Here is a 15,676-nt window from a genome sequence, read left to right as displayed (position 1 = left end):
TATAGCGTACTTTGTGATAAGATAGGGATATGAATCTAAAAGTCAAACAAAAAATTCCATTAAAAATCAAGCGCATGGGGATTAACGGGGAAGGTATCGGATTTTACCAGAAAACACTCGTTTTTGTCCCAGGCGCCCTCAAGGGTGAAGATATCTATTGTCAGGTGACTTCTGTCAAGCGTAACTACGTTGAGGCTAAACTGCTTGAGGTCAATAAAAAATCTAAATTTCGAGTAGTTCCAGACTGTACTATTTATAATGAGTGTGGAGGCTGTCAAATTATGCACCTACACTATGACAAGCAGTTGGAATTCAAGACAGATCTTCTCCATCAAGCTCTGAAGAAATTTGCCCCTGCTGGCTATGAAAACTTTGAGATTAGACCAACTATTGGCATGCAGAAACCAAAGTATTATAGGGCTAAACTGCAATTTCAAACACGAAAGTTTAAGGGCCAGGTCAAGGCAGGTTTGTATGCTCAGAATTCCCATTATTTGGTCGAGTTAAAGGACTGTCTGGTTCAAGATAAGGAGACACAAGCTATTGCCAATCGCATTGCTGAGCTTTTGACCTATCATCAAATTCCGATTACGGATGAACGGAAAATCCTTGGAGTTCGGACCATCATGGTTCGTCGAGCACGGAAAACTGGGGAAGTCCAGATTATCATTGTGACCAATCGCCAATTGAATTTGACTCAATTTGTGAAAGATTTAGTCAAGGATTATCCTGAAGTAGTGACTGTCGCAGTCAATACCAATACTGCTAAAACTAGTGAGATTTATGGGGACAAGACAGAGATTATTTGGGGGCAGGATAGTATACGCGAGGGTGTATTAGACTATGAGTTTTCTCTTTCACCCCGAGCTTTCTATCAGCTTAATCCTGAACAGACTGAAATTCTCTATAGTGAAGCCGTTAAGGCCTTGGACGTGACTGAGGACGACCATCTGATCGATGCCTATTGTGGTGTTGGGACCATTGGTTTTGCTTTTGCAAAAAAAGTCAAAAGTTTGAGAGGGATGGATATTATTCCAGAAGCTATTGAGGATGCCAAAGAAAATGCTAAGCGCATGGGTTATACCAATACTCATTATGAAGCAGGAACTGCAGAAGAAATTATCCCTCGTTGGTACAAGGAAGGCTATCGCGCCGATGCTTTGATAGTGGACCCGCCTCGTACAGGCTTAGATGACAAACTATTGGATACCATCGTTAAATATGCTCCTGAAAAGATGGTTTATGTATCCTGTAATGTGTCTACCTTGGCGCGTGATTTGGTTAGATTGATGGAGGTCTATGACCTGCATTATATCCAGTCCGTTGACATGTTTCCACACACGGCTAGAACAGAAGCAGTGGTCAAATTAACGAGGCGTAAGTCAGCTTCCAAATAGAAAGAATAACTGGAAAGTTTTTGAAAAGAAGACTTTTAGTTACAGAGTAAGATTTGCAAGCTCCCTATATTTATGATAAAATAAGTAGAAAATAAAATGAAAAAAGAGGTATGTGAAATGTCACGTAAACCATTTATCGCTGGTAACTGGAAAATGAACAAAAACCCAGAAGAAGCAAAAGCATTCGTTGAAGCTGTAGCATCAAAACTTCCTTCATCAGACCTTGTTGAAGCAGGTATCGCAGCTCCTGCAGTTGACTTGACAACTGTTCTTGCTGCTGCTAAAGGTTCAAACCTTAAAGTTGCTGCTCAAAACTGCTACTTTGAAAATGCAGGTGCTTTCACAGGTGAAACTAGCCCACAAGTTTTGAAAGAAATCGGTACTGACTACGTTGTTATCGGTCACTCAGAACGTCGTGACTACTTCCACGAAACAGACGAAGACATCAACAAAAAAGCAAAAGCAATCTTTGCGAACGGTATGCTTCCAATCATCTGTTGTGGTGAAAGCCTTGAAACTTACGAAGCTGGTAAAGCAGCAGAATTCGTAGGTGCTCAAGTTTCAGCTGCTCTTGCTGGATTGACTGCAGAACAAGTAGCTGCAACAGTTATCGCTTATGAGCCAATCTGGGCTATCGGTACTGGTAAATCAGCTTCACAAGACGACGCACAAAAAATGTGTAAAGTTGTTCGTGACGTTGTAGCAGCTGACTTTGGTCAAGAAGTTGCTGATAAAGTACGTGTTCAATACGGTGGTTCAGTAAAACCTGAAAACGTTGCTGAATACATGGCTTGTCCAGACGTTGATGGAGCTCTAGTTGGTGGTGCATCACTTGATCCAGAAAGCTTCTTGGCATTGCTTGACTTTGTAAAATAAGCCTCAAATATCTGAGACAGACAGTTCCCTCTCTCGAGGTTAAGACTGCCTGTCTTCTTTTTAGTAAAAAGGCGTGCGTAAGCACGCTCTTTTCTGCATTTTGAATGAAAAAGAAAGGAGAATTATGCTTTATATTTGGTCTTATCTCAAACGTTATCCCAAATGGCTAGTTTTAGACTTCCTTGGAGCTATTTTCTTTGTTATTGTCAATCTTGGACTACCGACTGTTCTGGCCCGCATGATTGACCAGGGAATCAACCAAGGAGACAAGGATAAGCTCTATTTTTGGGCTATTGTCATGTTGGTCATAATCGTCTTGGGAACATGTGGGCGGATTGTTCTAGCCTATGCTGCTAGTAAACTGACTACCAATATGGTTAAGGAAATGCGAAATGATGTCTATGCTAAGTTACAGGAGTATTCTCATCACGAATATGAACAAATTGGTGTGTCTTCACTAGTTACTCGTATCACCAGTGATGCCTTTGTCCTCATGCAGTTTGCGGAACAAACGCTTAAGTTGGGTGTTATCACTCCCATGATGATGCTGTCGAGTATTCTCATGATTTTCTTGACGAGTCCTTCACTAGCCTGGATCGTCGCTTTTTCCGTACCTTTTCTGGCTGTAGTAGTCATTTATGTGGCGGTCAAAACTCGCCCCTTATCTGAAAAGCAACAGAAAACACTGGATAAGATTAATCAGTATGTCCGTGAGAATTTGATGGGCTTGCGTGTCATACGTGCCTTTGCTCGTGAAGACTTCCAAGAAAAACGTTTTGAAGAGAAAAATGCTATCTATGCGGACAATTCGAATCGTTTATTCAAATTGACAGGTTTGACAGAACCGCTATTTGTGCAAATCATTATCGCTATGATTGTGGCTATCGTTTGGTTTGCCCTTGATCCCCTCAAGCACGGCAGTTTGCAGATTGGTGATTTGGTAGCCTTCATCGAGTATAGTTTCCATGCTCTCTTGTCCTTCCTATTCTTATCAAACCTCTTCACCATGTATCCTAGAACAGCTGTATCTAGTGAGCGTTTGAAAGAAATCATGGATATGCCAATTTCCATTGATCCAAACGAGGGTGGAATTCAAGAAACAGAAACTCATGGTTATTTAGAATTTGATAATGTGACCTTTGCCTATCCTGGGGAAACAGAAAGCCCTGTTTTGCATAATATTTCCTTCACTGCTAAACCGGGAGAAACCATTGCATTTATCGGTTCAACTGGGTCAGGTAAGTCTACTCTAGTTCAATTGATTCCTCGTTTCTACGATGTTACGCTAGGGAAAATCAAGGTCGATGGTGTTGATGTCCGGGATTACCGTCTCAAATCACTCCGTCAGAAGATTGGATTTATTCCACAAAAGGCCTTGCTTTTTACTGGGACTATCGCAGACAATCTCCGTTACGGGAAAGAGGATGCCAGTCATGAGGACTTGCACCAAGCAGCAGATGTGGCCCAAGCCAAAGACTTTATCGAAAGTCGAGAAGAAGGTTTTGCGACGCATCTGGCAGAAGGCGGAAGCAACCTATCAGGTGGTCAGAAACAACGTTTGTCGATTGCACGAGCAGTCATCAAGGGTCCAGATATCTATATCTTTGATGATTCTTTCTCAGCCTTGGACTACCGTACAGATGCTATTTTGCGCCGTCGTCTCAAGGAAGTGACACAAGATGCTACGGTATTGATTGTTGCTCAACGTGTTGGAACTATCATGGATGCTGACCAGATTATCGTCCTTGATAAGGGTGAAATTGTTGGTCGTGGGCGTCATGAAGAATTGATGGAAACCAATGACATCTATCGAGAAATTGCTGAATCGCAGTTGAAAAATGCGTCTCTAACAGAAGAATAGGAGGTAAAGGATGAAACAACAATCTAGTCTAGCTCGTCTATGGAGCTATTTAAAAGCCTACCGTTTCTCTGTTTTCTTTGCAGTTTTCTTGAAAATAGTCAGCGTCATTATGAGTGTTATCGAGCCATTCGTATTGGGGCTTGCTATCACTGAGTTAACCAGCAACCTCCTTGCCATGGCAAATGGTGTTGCAGGAGCAGGTATCAATACCAGCTATATCACAGTAATTCTAGTGATTTATCTCCTGCGTGGTCTTCTCTATGAGTTGGGGGCATATTATTCAAACTACTTTATGACCAATGCGGTGCAGTCCATGATACAGGATTTGCGAAATGAAATGAGCGAAAAAATCAATCGCATCCCTGTGTCCTACTTTGATAAGCACCAGTTTGGGGATTTGTTGGGTCGCTTTACCAGTGATGTTGAAACTGTTTCAAATGCTCTCCAACAGTCTTTCTTACAGATTGTCAATGCAGTCTTTACCATTCTTTTTGTTATGGGAATGGTGCTCTATCTAAATCTTCAGTTGGCCATCATTGTTATCTTGTCGATTCCGATAACTTATTTTGGGGCTAAAACAATTCTGAATCGTTCGCAACCATACTTTAAACAGCAGGCAGCCATTCTAGGAAGTATGAATGGATTTGTACAGGAAAGCTTGACTGGTTTCAATGTTCTTAAACTTTTCGGACGTGAAGAGAAATCTCAAGAGAGATTTGAAAAGATTACGGATGAATTGCAACAAGTTGGATTCAAGGCTAGCTTCATTTCAGGTTTGATGATGCCTGCCCTTCATATTGTATCGGATTTAACTTACTTAATTGTTGCAGTATTAGGTGGATTGCAGGTTATCGCAGGACGCTTAACCATTGGTAATATGCAAGCTTTCGTTCAGTATGTGTGGCAGGTTAGTCAACCAATCCAAAATATCACTCAATTAGCGGGACAAATGCAAAGTGCTAAGTCTTCGCTTGATCGTGTCTTCGAAGTTTTGGATGAACAGGAAGAAGCCCAAACTGCTGAAGTGAAAGAACTGGCACCATTGACAGGTCAGGTTAGCTTCAAGAATGTTGATTTCCAATACGTGGAAAATAAACCATTGATTCGCAATTTCAATCTGGATGTTGAACCAGGAGAGATGGTGGCTATCGTAGGACCAACTGGAGCAGGAAAAACAACCTTAATTAACCTTCTCATGCGTTTTTATGATGTAACTGCTGGAGCTATTTTAGTGGACGGTCAAGATATTCGTGACCTGTCTCGTCAGGACTATCGTCGACAGTTTGGGATGGTATTGCAGGATGCCTGGCTCTATGAAGGCAGTATCAAGGAAAATCTTCGCTTTGGGAATCTTGAGGCAACAGATGAAGAAATCGTTGAAGCTGCTAAGGCTGCCAATGTTGACCACTTTATCCGCACCCTTCCTGGTGGTTACAACATGGAAATGAACCAAGAGTCAAGTAATATTTCTCTTGGTCAGAAGCAACTTTTGACTATTGCGCGTGCACTCTTGGCTGATCCAAAAATTCTAATCCTTGACGAAGCGACCTCATCAGTCGATACGCGTCTAGAACTCTTGATTCAAAAAGCCATGAAGCGTTTGATGAAGGGGAGAACAAGCTTTGTTATCGCCCATCGCCTTTCTACTATTCAGGAAGCGGACAAGATTTTGGTGCTGAAAGATGGACAGATTATCGAACAAGGAAATCATGAAAGTCTCTTAGCTTCAAAAGGTTTCTATTATGACCTTTATCAAAGCCAATTTTCTGGTAAAGACGCAGAAAACAACTAAAAAATTACGACTTCCTATTCTTAAATTATCAGTCTATTGCAACTTTTTTAATATGGGTTAATTTTCTTGCTTTTGTCTACTAGGTGTAGTATACTGAGATAGTAATCAATAAATATGGTTGCAAAAATAATATTATGAGGTGAGAAAAATGGTAGAATTGAAAAAAGATGCATTAAAAGACGTAACAACATTATCTAAGACAGCTCCTGAAACGCTAGTAAAAACGAAAGAAGTCTTGAATCAAGCCGTAGCAGACTTGTATGTAGCGCATATCGCTCTTCATCAAGTACACTGGTACATGCGTGGACGTGGTTTTATGGTATGGCATCCTAAGATGGATGAATATATGAATAGCCTTGATGGTTACCTTGATGAAATCAGCGAACGCTTGATCACTCTTGGTGGCAAACCTTACTCTACTTTGACAGAATTCCTTCAACACAGTGAAATCGAAGAAGAAGTTGGAGAATTCCGTAACGTAGAAGAAAGTTTAGAGCGTGTTCTATCTATTTATCGTTACCTCATCACACTCTTCCAAAAAGCATTGGATGTAACTGATGAGGAAGGTGATGATGTTACTAATGATATCTTCGTTGGTGCTAAGGCTGACCTTGAAAAAACAGTCTGGATGCTTGCGGCAGAATTAGGACAAGCACCTGGTTTGTAAGATACTGAATTTTTCTAAAAATCCGTAGAAGTTTTCTACGGATTTTTTCTATTCAGGAGGGCATTCCAAAACAGTCTTTTTTGAAGATTTTTGATAAAATAGAACTATCAATAAAAAGGATGAAAGCATGACAAAGAAAATCGTAGCCATCTGGGCACAAGATGAAAAGGGTGTAATCGGAAAAGAGGATCGCTTACCATGGCATTTGCCAGCAGAGTTAAAACATTTTAAAGAAACAACCTTGAATCATGCCATCTTGATGGGACGTGTCACCTTTGATGGAATGGGACGACGATTGCTTCCAGGACGTGAGACCCTGATTTTGACGCGCAACCCTGAAGAGTCAATTGAGGGTGCTCTGGTTTTCCAAAATGTTGAGGACGTTTTAGACTGGTATCAGAACCAGGATAAAAATCTCTATATCATCGGGGGCAAGCAGATTTTTCAGCTTTTTGAACCTTATCTCGATGAGATTATTGTGACACAAATCCATGCTCAAGTTGAAGGGGATACTTATTTCCCAGCAGATTTTGACTTGACTGTTTTTGAGACTCTTGCAAGCAAATCTTATACTAGAGATGAGAAAAATGCCTATGATTTTACCATCGAATATAGAAAGAGAAAGGAAGTCTAATGGAGCGTAGTATTTTTGGATTTTTTACAGCTCTTTTGTGTGCTGTCTGTTTTGTAGCTGGAACACACGCTTTTCGTAAAAAGCGCTTTGGACTTGCTACTCTACTTTGGCTTAATGCCTTTACAAACTTGGTGAATAGCATTCATGCTTTTTATATGACCTTATTTTAGAGAGAATGAATAATTAGAACGGAAGGGAATCATGCCTACAAATAGGAAAAATGATATGATGGTTTATTGCTCATTTTGTGGCAAAAGCCAAGAAGAAGTTAAAAAAATAATCGCTGGGAACAACGCTTTTATCTGTAATGAGTGTGTGGAGTTAGCCCAGGAAATTATTCGTGAGGAGTTGGCAGAGGAAGTCCTAGCAGACTTATCTGAAGTACCAAAACCAATCGAACTCTTAAACATCTTGAACCACTATGTGATTGGTCAAGATCGTGCCAAACGTGCCTTGGCAGTAGCTGTATATAACCACTACAAACGCATCAATTTCCATGACACTCGTGAAGAGTCAGAAGATGTGGATTTGCAAAAATCAAACATTTTGATGATTGGCCCAACAGGTTCAGGTAAGACTTTCCTTGCTCAAACTCTTGCTAGAAGTTTGAATGTACCTTTTGCCATCGCAGATGCAACAGCTCTTACTGAGGCTGGTTATGTAGGTGAGGACGTGGAAAATATCCTCCTCAAACTCTTGCAAGCTGCTGACTTTAACATCGAACGTGCAGAACGTGGAATTATCTATGTAGATGAGATTGACAAGATTGCCAAGAAGAGCGAGAACGTGTCTATCACACGTGATGTTTCTGGTGAAGGGGTGCAACAAGCCCTTCTCAAGATTATCGAAGGAACTGTAGCTAGTGTACCACCACAAGGTGGACGTAAACATCCACAACAAGAAATGATTCAAGTGGATACAAAAAACATCCTCTTTATTGTGGGTGGTGCCTTCGATGGCATCGAAGAGATTGTCAAACAGCGTCTGGGTGAAAAAGTGATTGGTTTCGGACAAAACAACAAGGCTATTGACGAAAATAGTTCTTACATGCAAGAAATCATCGCAGAAGATATTCAAAAATTCGGTATTATTCCTGAGTTGATTGGACGCTTGCCTGTCTTTGCAGCCTTGGAGCAGTTGACTGTAGATGATTTGGTTCGCATCTTGAAGGAACCAAGAAATGCCTTGGTTAAACAATACCAGACCTTGCTTTCTTATGATGATGTTGAGCTTGAATTTGACGACGAAGCTCTCCAAGAAATTGCAAACAAAGCCATCGAACGTAAAACGGGTGCGCGTGGTCTTCGCTCAATTATCGAAGAAACCATGCTAGATGTTATGTTTGAGGTTCCAAGTCAAGAAAATGTGAAAACTGTTCGTATCACAAAAGAAGCAGTTGACGGAACGGCTAAGCCAATTCTAGAGACAGCCTAGAGGTGACTATGGAAATCAATACACACAATGCTGAGATTTTGCTGAGTGCAGCCAACAAGTCCCACTATCCGCAGGATGAACTTCCTGAGATTGCTCTTGCAGGGCGATCAAATGTTGGTAAATCAAGTTTTATCAATACCATGCTCAATCGTAAAAATCTAGCTCGTACCTCTGGAAAACCAGGAAAAACACAACTACTCAATTTCTTTAACATTGATGATAAGATGCGTTTTGTGGATGTGCCTGGCTATGGTTATGCCCGTGTTTCCAAAAAGGAACGCGAAAAATGGGGACGTATGATTGAGGAGTACTTGACCACTCGAGAAAATCTTCGAGCGGTTGTTAGTCTCGTTGACCTTCGCCATGATCCGACGGCAGATGATGTGCAGATGTACGAATTTCTTAAATATTACGAAATTCCTGTCATCATTGTGGCGACTAAGGCAGACAAGATTCCGCGTGGTAAATGGAATAAGCACGAATCAGCTATTAAAAAGAAATTAAACTTTGATCCAAGTGATGATTTTATCCTCTTTTCATCCGTAACAAAAGCAGGAATGGACCAAGCTTGGGATGCTATTTTAGGTAAATTGTGAGGAATACATATGGCAAAAACAATTCATACAGACAAAGCTCCAAAGGCAATCGGACCTTACGTTCAAGGAAAAATCGTTGGCAACCTTTTGTTCGCTAGTGGTCAAGTTCCACTATCTCCTGAAACTGGAGAAATCGTAGGAGAAACAATCCAAGAACAGACTGAACAAGTCTTGAAAAATATTGGAGCTATTTTAGCAGAAGCAGGAACAGATTTTGACCATGTTGTTAAAACAACTTGCTTCTTGAGTGATATGAACGATTTTGTACCTTTTAACGAGGTATACCAAACAGCCTTTAACAAGGAATTTCCAGCTCGTTCAGCTGTGGAAGTAGCTCGTCTTCCTCGCGATGTAAAAGTCGAAATTGAAGTCATCGCAGAGATTGGATAAGCGAGTTGAAGTTTGGTTCTTCCAAACTTCTTTTGATATAAGGAGACTATGATGACAATGAAACAACTTCACCTGGTGATTGTTACAGGAATGAGTGGCGCAGGAAAAACTGTTGCCATTCAGTCCTTTGAAGATTTAGGATATTTTACCATTGATAATATGCCGCCTGCTCTCTTGCCAAAGTTTTTGCAGTTGGTAGAGACCAAGGATGACGACCACAAGTTAGCCCTAGTGGTGGATATGCGAAGCCGCTCTTTCTTCTCAGAGATTCAGGCTGTCTTGGATGAATTGGAAAACCAAGATGATTTGGACTTCAAGATTCTCTTTTTGGATGCGGCTGATAAGGAATTAGTGGCACGTTATAAGGAAACAAGAAGAAGTCACCCACTAGCAGCAGATGGTCGTATCTTGGATGGAATCAAGTTGGAACGCGAACTCTTGGCGCCTTTGAAAAATATGAGTCAAAACGTGGTAGACACGACAGAGTTAACTCCACGTGAACTTCGAAAGACCATTGCAGAACAGTTTTCAGACCAAGAACAAACGCAGTCTTTCCGTATCGAGGTTATGTCTTTTGGGTTTAAATACGGAATTCCAATTGATGCCGATTTGGTATTTGATGTTCGTTTTTTGCCAAATCCTTACTATCTACCTGAACTTCGTAACCAGACAGGTGAAGACCAGGCTGTTTATGACTATGTCATGAACCATGAGGAATCTGAAGATTTCTACCATCATTTGTTAGCCTTGGTTGAACCAATCCTACCAGGATATAAAAAAGAAGGCAAATCAGTCTTAACGATTGCGATTGGTTGTACTGGTGGACAGCATAGAAGTGTTGCTTTTGCCAAGCGTTTAGCAAATGACCTATCTAAAAGTTGGCCTGTAAATGAAAGTCATCGTGATAAAGACCGAAGAAAGGAAACGGTAAACCGTTCATGAGAAAACCAAAAATTACGGTGATTGGTGGTGGAACCGGGATTCCTGTTATTTTAAAGAGTTTACGGGAAAAGGATGTTGATATTGCAGCCATTGTAACCGTTGCTGACGATGGAGGTTCTTCAGGAGAGCTTCGTAAGAATATTCAGCAATTGACTCCTCCTGGGGATCTTCGCAATGTTCTTGTGGCTATGTCAGATATGCCAAAATTCTATGAAAAGGTCTTTCAATACCGTTTTTCTGAGGATGCAGGCGCCTTTGCAGGTCATCCCCTAGGAAACATTATTATTGCTGGTCTTTCTGAAATGCAAGGTTCAACCTATAATGCCATGCAATTACTGAGTAAATTTTTCCATACCACAGGTAAGATTTTCCCATCAAGTGACCATCCTTTGACACTCCATGCTGTCTTTAATGATGGGACAGAGGTTGCTGGGGAAAGTCATATTGCAGACCATCCAGGAATGATAGACCATGTATATGTGACCAATACTCTGGATGATGAAAAGCCGCAGGCTAGCCGTCGAGTTGTGAATACAATTCTTGAGAGTGATATGATTGTTTTGGGACCAGGCTCCCTCTTTACATCGATTTTGCCTAATATCGTCATCGAAGAAATCGGTCAGGCACTTCTTGAGACTAAGGCAGAAATTGCCTATGTTTGCAACATCATGACCCAGCGTGGAGAGACAGAATATTTCTCAGATAGTGATCACGTAGAAGTCTTACATCGTCATTTGGGCCGTTCATTTATCGATACTGTTCTTGTTAATATCGAAAAGGTTCCGAGAGATTATATGGATACCAACCGTTTTGATGAATATTTGGTGCAGGTTGACCATGATTTTGAAGGTTTGCGTAAGCAAGTACCGCGTGTCATTTCATCTAACTTCCTACGTTTGGAAAATGGTGGAGCCTTCCATGATGGAGATTTAATCGTGGACGAGTTGATGCGAATTATACAGGTGAGAAAATGAGTTTCACAGTAGCAGTAAAAGAAGAAATCCTTGGTCAGCACCATCTGAGTCGTTATGAATTATCAGCTATTATCAAGATGTCTGGTAGTGTAGGTTTATCTAGCTCTGGTTTAACCTTATCCGTTGTAACAGAAAACGCTAAGTTAGCTCGTCACCTCTATGAATCTTTCCTGCACTTCTATGGTATCAAGTCCGAGATTCGTCATCATCAGAGAAGTAATCTTCGGAAAAATCGTGTTTATACCGTGTTTACTGATGAGCGGGTTCAAGAACTTTTAGCGGATTTGCGTTTGGCTGATTCTTTCTTTGGTCTAGAGACTGGGATTGATCCAGAAATTTTAGGAGATGAAGAAGCTGGACGTGCTTACCTTTGTGGAGCCTTTTTGGCAAATGGGAGTATTCGGGATCCTGAGTCAGGAAAGTATCAGTTAGAAATTAGTTCTGTCTATGTGGACCATGCGCAAGGGATTGCTTCGCTTTTGCAGCAGTTCTTGTTAGATGCCAAGGTTATCGAACGAAAAAAGGGAGCAGTAACCTATCTCCAAAGAGCCGAAGATATTATGGATTTCCTGATTTTGGTGGGAGCCATGCAGGCGCGTGATACTTTTGAAGGGGTCAAGATTCTCCGAGAAACTCGAAATGATCTCAATCGTGCTAATAATGCAGAGACAGCTAATATTGCACGTACGGTTTCTGCAAGCATGAAAACCATTAACAATATCAGTAAAATCATTGATACCATTGGTCTAGATAGTCTACCAGTTGATTTGCAGGAAGTAGCACATCTGCGTATCCAGCATCCAGACTATTCTATTCAACAATTGGCAGACAGTTTGACAAATCCACTCACCAAAAGTGGTGTCAATCATAGATTGCGAAAGATAAATAAAATTGCAGACGAATTATGAAGAGAGCACATAAGATAAGCGGATTTTAAACTTCTATATGTGCTTACGGGTATGAATTTGATAAAGAAGGGTGTACTCATGCTTTGAATTCTGGGGATATGAAAATAGTTGTAAAAACTCTTAATTCTTGGTACAATAGAACTAAATAAGTAGGGTAGTAGTTTACGAGTGAAAACATGGTATAGCACCTTTGAAAGAAGATGGATTTAGTGAGGGTACACTGAGTTTAGTAGTATCTAGCTATTGAAGCTTGTGCTATTATCAAGACGACGGTTGAAATCCGTCCACCTATAATAATTAGCCTCAACTTAATGTTGGGGCTTTTGTCTTAATTCAGTCTTCTTTTCTACAATCAAAGTAGTCTTTATAATATTTCTAGAGGATTTATACGTTGCGAATAATATAATTCCATTATAAAACCACGAATCGTATGATTCGTGGTTTTTTTCTTATAAACTTGTAGAGTGTTTTGGTTGTACTTTTTGCTCTGGGTCAATGTAGTTAATGGCATTGTTAACTGCAGTAGGTGCTTCACCTAGACCTGTCGCAATCAAGTCAATCTTACCTTCGTAGTAGCAGCAGTCACCAATAGCGTAAATTCCAGGCTGGCTAGATTCTTGCTTACTATTGACGATAATTTTATGACGATTCAGTTCTAATCCCCAATTTTTAAGATTACCGACAGAAGATTTAAATCCATAGTTGACAAAGAGGTGATCCAGTTCAATGGTTTCAGTCTCATCGGATTTGACTTTTGTGATTTCAAGCTTATTGAGAATTTGTCCATCACCCATAAGTTGACTTGGCACAAATGGTGTTTTGATGCTAACAGATGATTCTTGAAGGGCTTGGACACTATGTTCGAGGGCACGGAAGTTATCTCGACGGTGAACAAGTGTAGTTGGAGCAATCTTTTCAAAAGCTAAGGCCCAGTCCACAGCAGAGTCTCCTCCACCGAGGATGGTTACTCTCTGTCCAGCATATTGCTGAATGTTAGAAACGTGGTAATGGATGTTTTTATAACCTTCGACACCTTCTAGTTCAAGTGGACGCGGTTTAAAGGCACCTCCACCCATAGCGATGATGACAGCTTTGCTAGTATGAGTTCCTTTAGTGGTTGTAATCTTAAAAACACCATCTTCTTTGTCAATTTCAAGAACAGTTTCATTGAGATGGGCTGGTGTATCAAACCCTTGTAATTGTTCTAACAAGCGATTTGTTAATTCTTCACCAGTGAGATTAGGGAAACCTGGGACATCAAGAATTTGTTTTTCAGGATAAAGAATGGCAGGTTGGCCACCTAATTGTGGAAGAGAGTCAATGATTTGTACTTTAGCTTGACGTAAATTTGCATAAAAGGCTGCGAAAAGACCAACTGGGCCACCCCCTACGATGGTGATATCATATAGTTCAGACATGGTTTCTCCTTGTTTCATTTTTATCATTTTATTCTATCATATTTTCTGCCAATTTAAAATGAGGTAGGGGGGAGAAAATTTCCATTAAAAATGGTATAATGAAGAGAAGCTTTTTTGGAGAGGGGACACAGGATGAATTTTCAGCAATTATCTAATCTTCAATACTGGTCTAGTTTGTTTTCCAGTCCTTGGAGTATTGCGATAAATGTGATTGATATTCTAATCGTTGCTTATATCTTATATCAATTTACAAAATCAATTGCAGGAACCAAGATTATGATTCTGGTTCGAGGCGTTTTAGTTTTTATCTTAGCTCAGATTGCGGCTAATTTTTTGGGCTTGACGACTATTTCCTGGTTGATTAACCAATTGATTACCTATGGAGTTATCGCAGCGGTTGTTATCTTTTCTCCAGAAATTCGGACAGGTTTGGAACGATTAGGTCGAGCTACGGACTTCTTTTCAAATACTCCTATGAGTTCAGAAGAGCAGATGGTCCAGGCTTTTGTAAAATCGGTTGAGTATATGAGCCCACGGAAGATTGGAGCTTTGGTAGCTGTTCAACGTGTGAGAACCTTGCAGGAGTACATCGTTACAGGAATTCCTTTGGATGCTAAGATTTCTGCTGAGTTATTAATTAACATCTTTATCCCTAATACGCCTCTCCATGACGGTGCAGTTATTATCAGTGGAGATCGGATTGCAGTAACTTCTGCCTATTTACCACTAACAGAAAACACAGGTATTTCCAAAGAGTTCGGAACTCGTCACCGTGCAGCCATTGGTTTATCAGAAGTTTCAGATGCCCTTACTTTTGTTGTATCAGAAGAAACTGGAGGTATATCCATCACCTACAATGGTGTCTTCAAACATGATCTAAGTTTGGAAGAATTCGAGGAAGAACTACGTCGTATTCTGATCCCTAAGGATTCACAAGAACCAAGCTTAAAAGAACGTCTATTAGGAGGCTGGAATAATGAGAAGAAATAGTCTTTATATCATCTCCTCGCTCCTGTTCGCGTGTGTCCTGTTTATCTATGCAACATCAATCAATTATCAAAACAATACCAACGCAAGACAAACTAAAACTGAAACCTATACCAATACAGTAGTCAATGTACCGATTGATATTCAGTATGATAGTGAGCAGTATTTTATCAGTGGTTTTAGCTCAGAAGTGACGGTGTTTCTAACGGGTTCAAATCGGGTGGCCTTGGCTAGTGAGATGCAGGAAAGCACTCGTAAATTTAAAGTGACTGCTGATTTGACGCAGGCTACAGAAGGAACGATTGAAGTTCCCTTAACCATTGAAAATCTTCCAAGTGGTTTGACAGCTGTAGCAACACCACAAAAAATCACAGTCAAGATTGGTAAGAAAGTTACTCGAGATAATGTACCTGTTGTACCTCAAATTGATTCTAGTCAAATTGATGAGAAGATTATAATCGAACGTGTTACTGTTTCTGATGAAAAAGTTTCAGTAACTAGTGATGCGGATACACTATCTAAGATTGATCGGATTGTTGCAGTTTTACCAACGAGTGAACAGATTACAGGGAACTATTCTGGATCAGTTCCTTTGCAAGCTGTTGATAAAAATGGAGCTGTCTTACCAACAGTGATTACACCTTTTGAAACTACTATGAAAGTAACGACCAAAGCTGTCAGAACAACAAGTAGTACAACCTCAACAAGTAATGGTTCGTCTACCGAAAACTCTTCAACGACAGCAGCAGAGACGAAGTCAGAATCTTAAAATAAACATTATACTAGAAAAGGAATCTTAA

General features: G+C 40.4%; 16 protein-coding genes. 15 read left to right on the top strand and 1 reads right to left on the bottom strand.

Features of this window, described 5'->3' with window-relative positions; all coding sequences use genetic code 11:
* The first annotated feature begins 29 nt into the window (after positions 1-29).
* From rlmD to whiA, 13 genes are all read left to right on the top strand, one after another.
* The gene (rlmD, locus tag HW271_RS06425; RefSeq protein WP_178895331.1) at positions 30-1,397 is read left to right on the top strand and encodes a 23S rRNA (uracil(1939)-C(5))-methyltransferase RlmD; all 1,368 of its coding nucleotides are present in this window, start codon (positions 30-32) and stop codon (positions 1,395-1,397) included.
* Positions 1,398-1,514: 117 nt separating this feature from the next.
* Positions 1,515-2,273: a triose-phosphate isomerase gene (gene tpiA / locus HW271_RS06420; RefSeq protein ID WP_178895330.1), complete on the top strand. Its 759-nt coding sequence runs from the start codon at positions 1,515-1,517 to the stop codon at positions 2,271-2,273.
* 124 nt (positions 2,274-2,397) lie between these two features.
* Entirely contained in the window at positions 2,398-4,134 is a 1,737-nt protein-coding gene (locus HW271_RS06415) for an ABC transporter ATP-binding protein (RefSeq protein ID WP_178895329.1), read from the top strand.
* Positions 4,135-4,144: 10 nt separating this feature from the next.
* A complete protein-coding gene (locus HW271_RS06410) occupies positions 4,145-5,926 on the top strand; it encodes an ABC transporter ATP-binding protein (protein ID WP_178895328.1) in 1,782 nt (593 codons plus the stop codon).
* Positions 5,927-6,074: 148 nt separating this feature from the next.
* Positions 6,075-6,593 carry a DNA starvation/stationary phase protection protein gene (locus tag HW271_RS06405; protein WP_178895327.1) on the top strand — a complete coding sequence of 173 codons (519 nt, stop codon included), beginning with the start codon at positions 6,075-6,077 and terminating at the stop codon, positions 6,591-6,593.
* A gap of 127 nt (positions 6,594-6,720) precedes the next feature.
* Positions 6,721-7,227 carry a dihydrofolate reductase gene (locus HW271_RS06400; protein ID WP_178895326.1) on the top strand — a complete coding sequence of 169 codons (507 nt, stop codon included), beginning with the start codon at positions 6,721-6,723 and terminating at the stop codon, positions 7,225-7,227.
* The gene (locus HW271_RS06395; RefSeq protein WP_000442253.1) at positions 7,227-7,397 is read left to right on the top strand and encodes a hypothetical protein; all 171 of its coding nucleotides are present in this window, start codon (positions 7,227-7,229) and stop codon (positions 7,395-7,397) included. Before HW271_RS06400 ends, HW271_RS06395 begins: the two co-directional genes overlap by 1 nt.
* A 31-nt stretch (positions 7,398-7,428) precedes the next feature.
* Positions 7,429-8,661, top strand: a complete 1,233-nt coding sequence (gene clpX / locus HW271_RS06390) for an ATP-dependent Clp protease ATP-binding subunit ClpX (protein ID WP_006145154.1) — start codon at positions 7,429-7,431, stop codon at positions 8,659-8,661.
* Positions 8,662-8,669: 8 nt separating this feature from the next.
* On the top strand, positions 8,670-9,257 hold the full coding sequence (gene yihA, locus HW271_RS06385; RefSeq protein WP_178895325.1) for a ribosome biogenesis GTP-binding protein YihA/YsxC: 588 nt from the start codon (positions 8,670-8,672) through the stop codon (positions 9,255-9,257).
* 9 nt (positions 9,258-9,266) lie between these two features.
* On the top strand, positions 9,267-9,647 hold the full coding sequence (locus HW271_RS06380) for a RidA family protein (protein WP_001140424.1): 381 nt from the start codon (positions 9,267-9,269) through the stop codon (positions 9,645-9,647).
* 51 nt (positions 9,648-9,698) lie between these two features.
* On the top strand, positions 9,699-10,589 hold the full coding sequence (gene rapZ, locus HW271_RS06375; protein ID WP_178895324.1) for an RNase adapter RapZ: 891 nt from the start codon (positions 9,699-9,701) through the stop codon (positions 10,587-10,589).
* Positions 10,586-11,563, top strand: a complete 978-nt coding sequence (locus tag HW271_RS06370; RefSeq protein ID WP_178895323.1) for a YvcK family protein — start codon at positions 10,586-10,588, stop codon at positions 11,561-11,563. Before rapZ ends, HW271_RS06370 begins: the two co-directional genes overlap by 4 nt.
* The gene (gene whiA / locus HW271_RS06365; RefSeq protein ID WP_178895322.1) at positions 11,560-12,471 is read left to right on the top strand and encodes a DNA-binding protein WhiA; all 912 of its coding nucleotides are present in this window, start codon (positions 11,560-11,562) and stop codon (positions 12,469-12,471) included. The genes HW271_RS06370 and whiA overlap by 4 nt, the downstream gene beginning before the upstream one ends.
* Before the next feature lie 449 nt (positions 12,472-12,920).
* On the opposite strand, the gene HW271_RS06360 is transcribed toward whiA, so the two are convergent.
* On the bottom strand, positions 12,921-13,889 hold the full coding sequence (locus HW271_RS06360) for an NAD(P)/FAD-dependent oxidoreductase (RefSeq protein ID WP_178895321.1): 969 nt from the start codon (positions 13,887-13,889) through the stop codon (positions 12,921-12,923).
* Between the two features lie 132 nt (positions 13,890-14,021).
* On the opposite strand from HW271_RS06360, the gene cdaA reads away from it, so the two are divergent.
* Together cdaA and HW271_RS06350 are read left to right on the top strand one after the other, a co-directional pair.
* Positions 14,022-14,879: a diadenylate cyclase CdaA gene (gene cdaA / locus HW271_RS06355; RefSeq protein ID WP_178895320.1), complete on the top strand. Its 858-nt coding sequence runs from the start codon at positions 14,022-14,024 to the stop codon at positions 14,877-14,879.
* Complete coding sequence (locus HW271_RS06350; RefSeq protein ID WP_178895319.1) at positions 14,866-15,645, top strand: YbbR-like domain-containing protein; 780 nt, start codon at positions 14,866-14,868, stop codon at positions 15,643-15,645. The genes cdaA and HW271_RS06350 overlap by 14 nt, the downstream gene beginning before the upstream one ends.
* Positions 15,646-15,676 lie beyond the last annotated feature (31 nt).

The sequence above is a fragment of the Streptococcus sp. oral taxon 061 genome, from assembly GCF_013394695.1.
Taxonomy (GTDB): Bacteria; Bacillota; Bacilli; order Lactobacillales; family Streptococcaceae; genus Streptococcus.
Note: the sequence above shows the minus strand (reverse complement) of the source record. Positions and strands in the feature narration are given on the sequence as shown.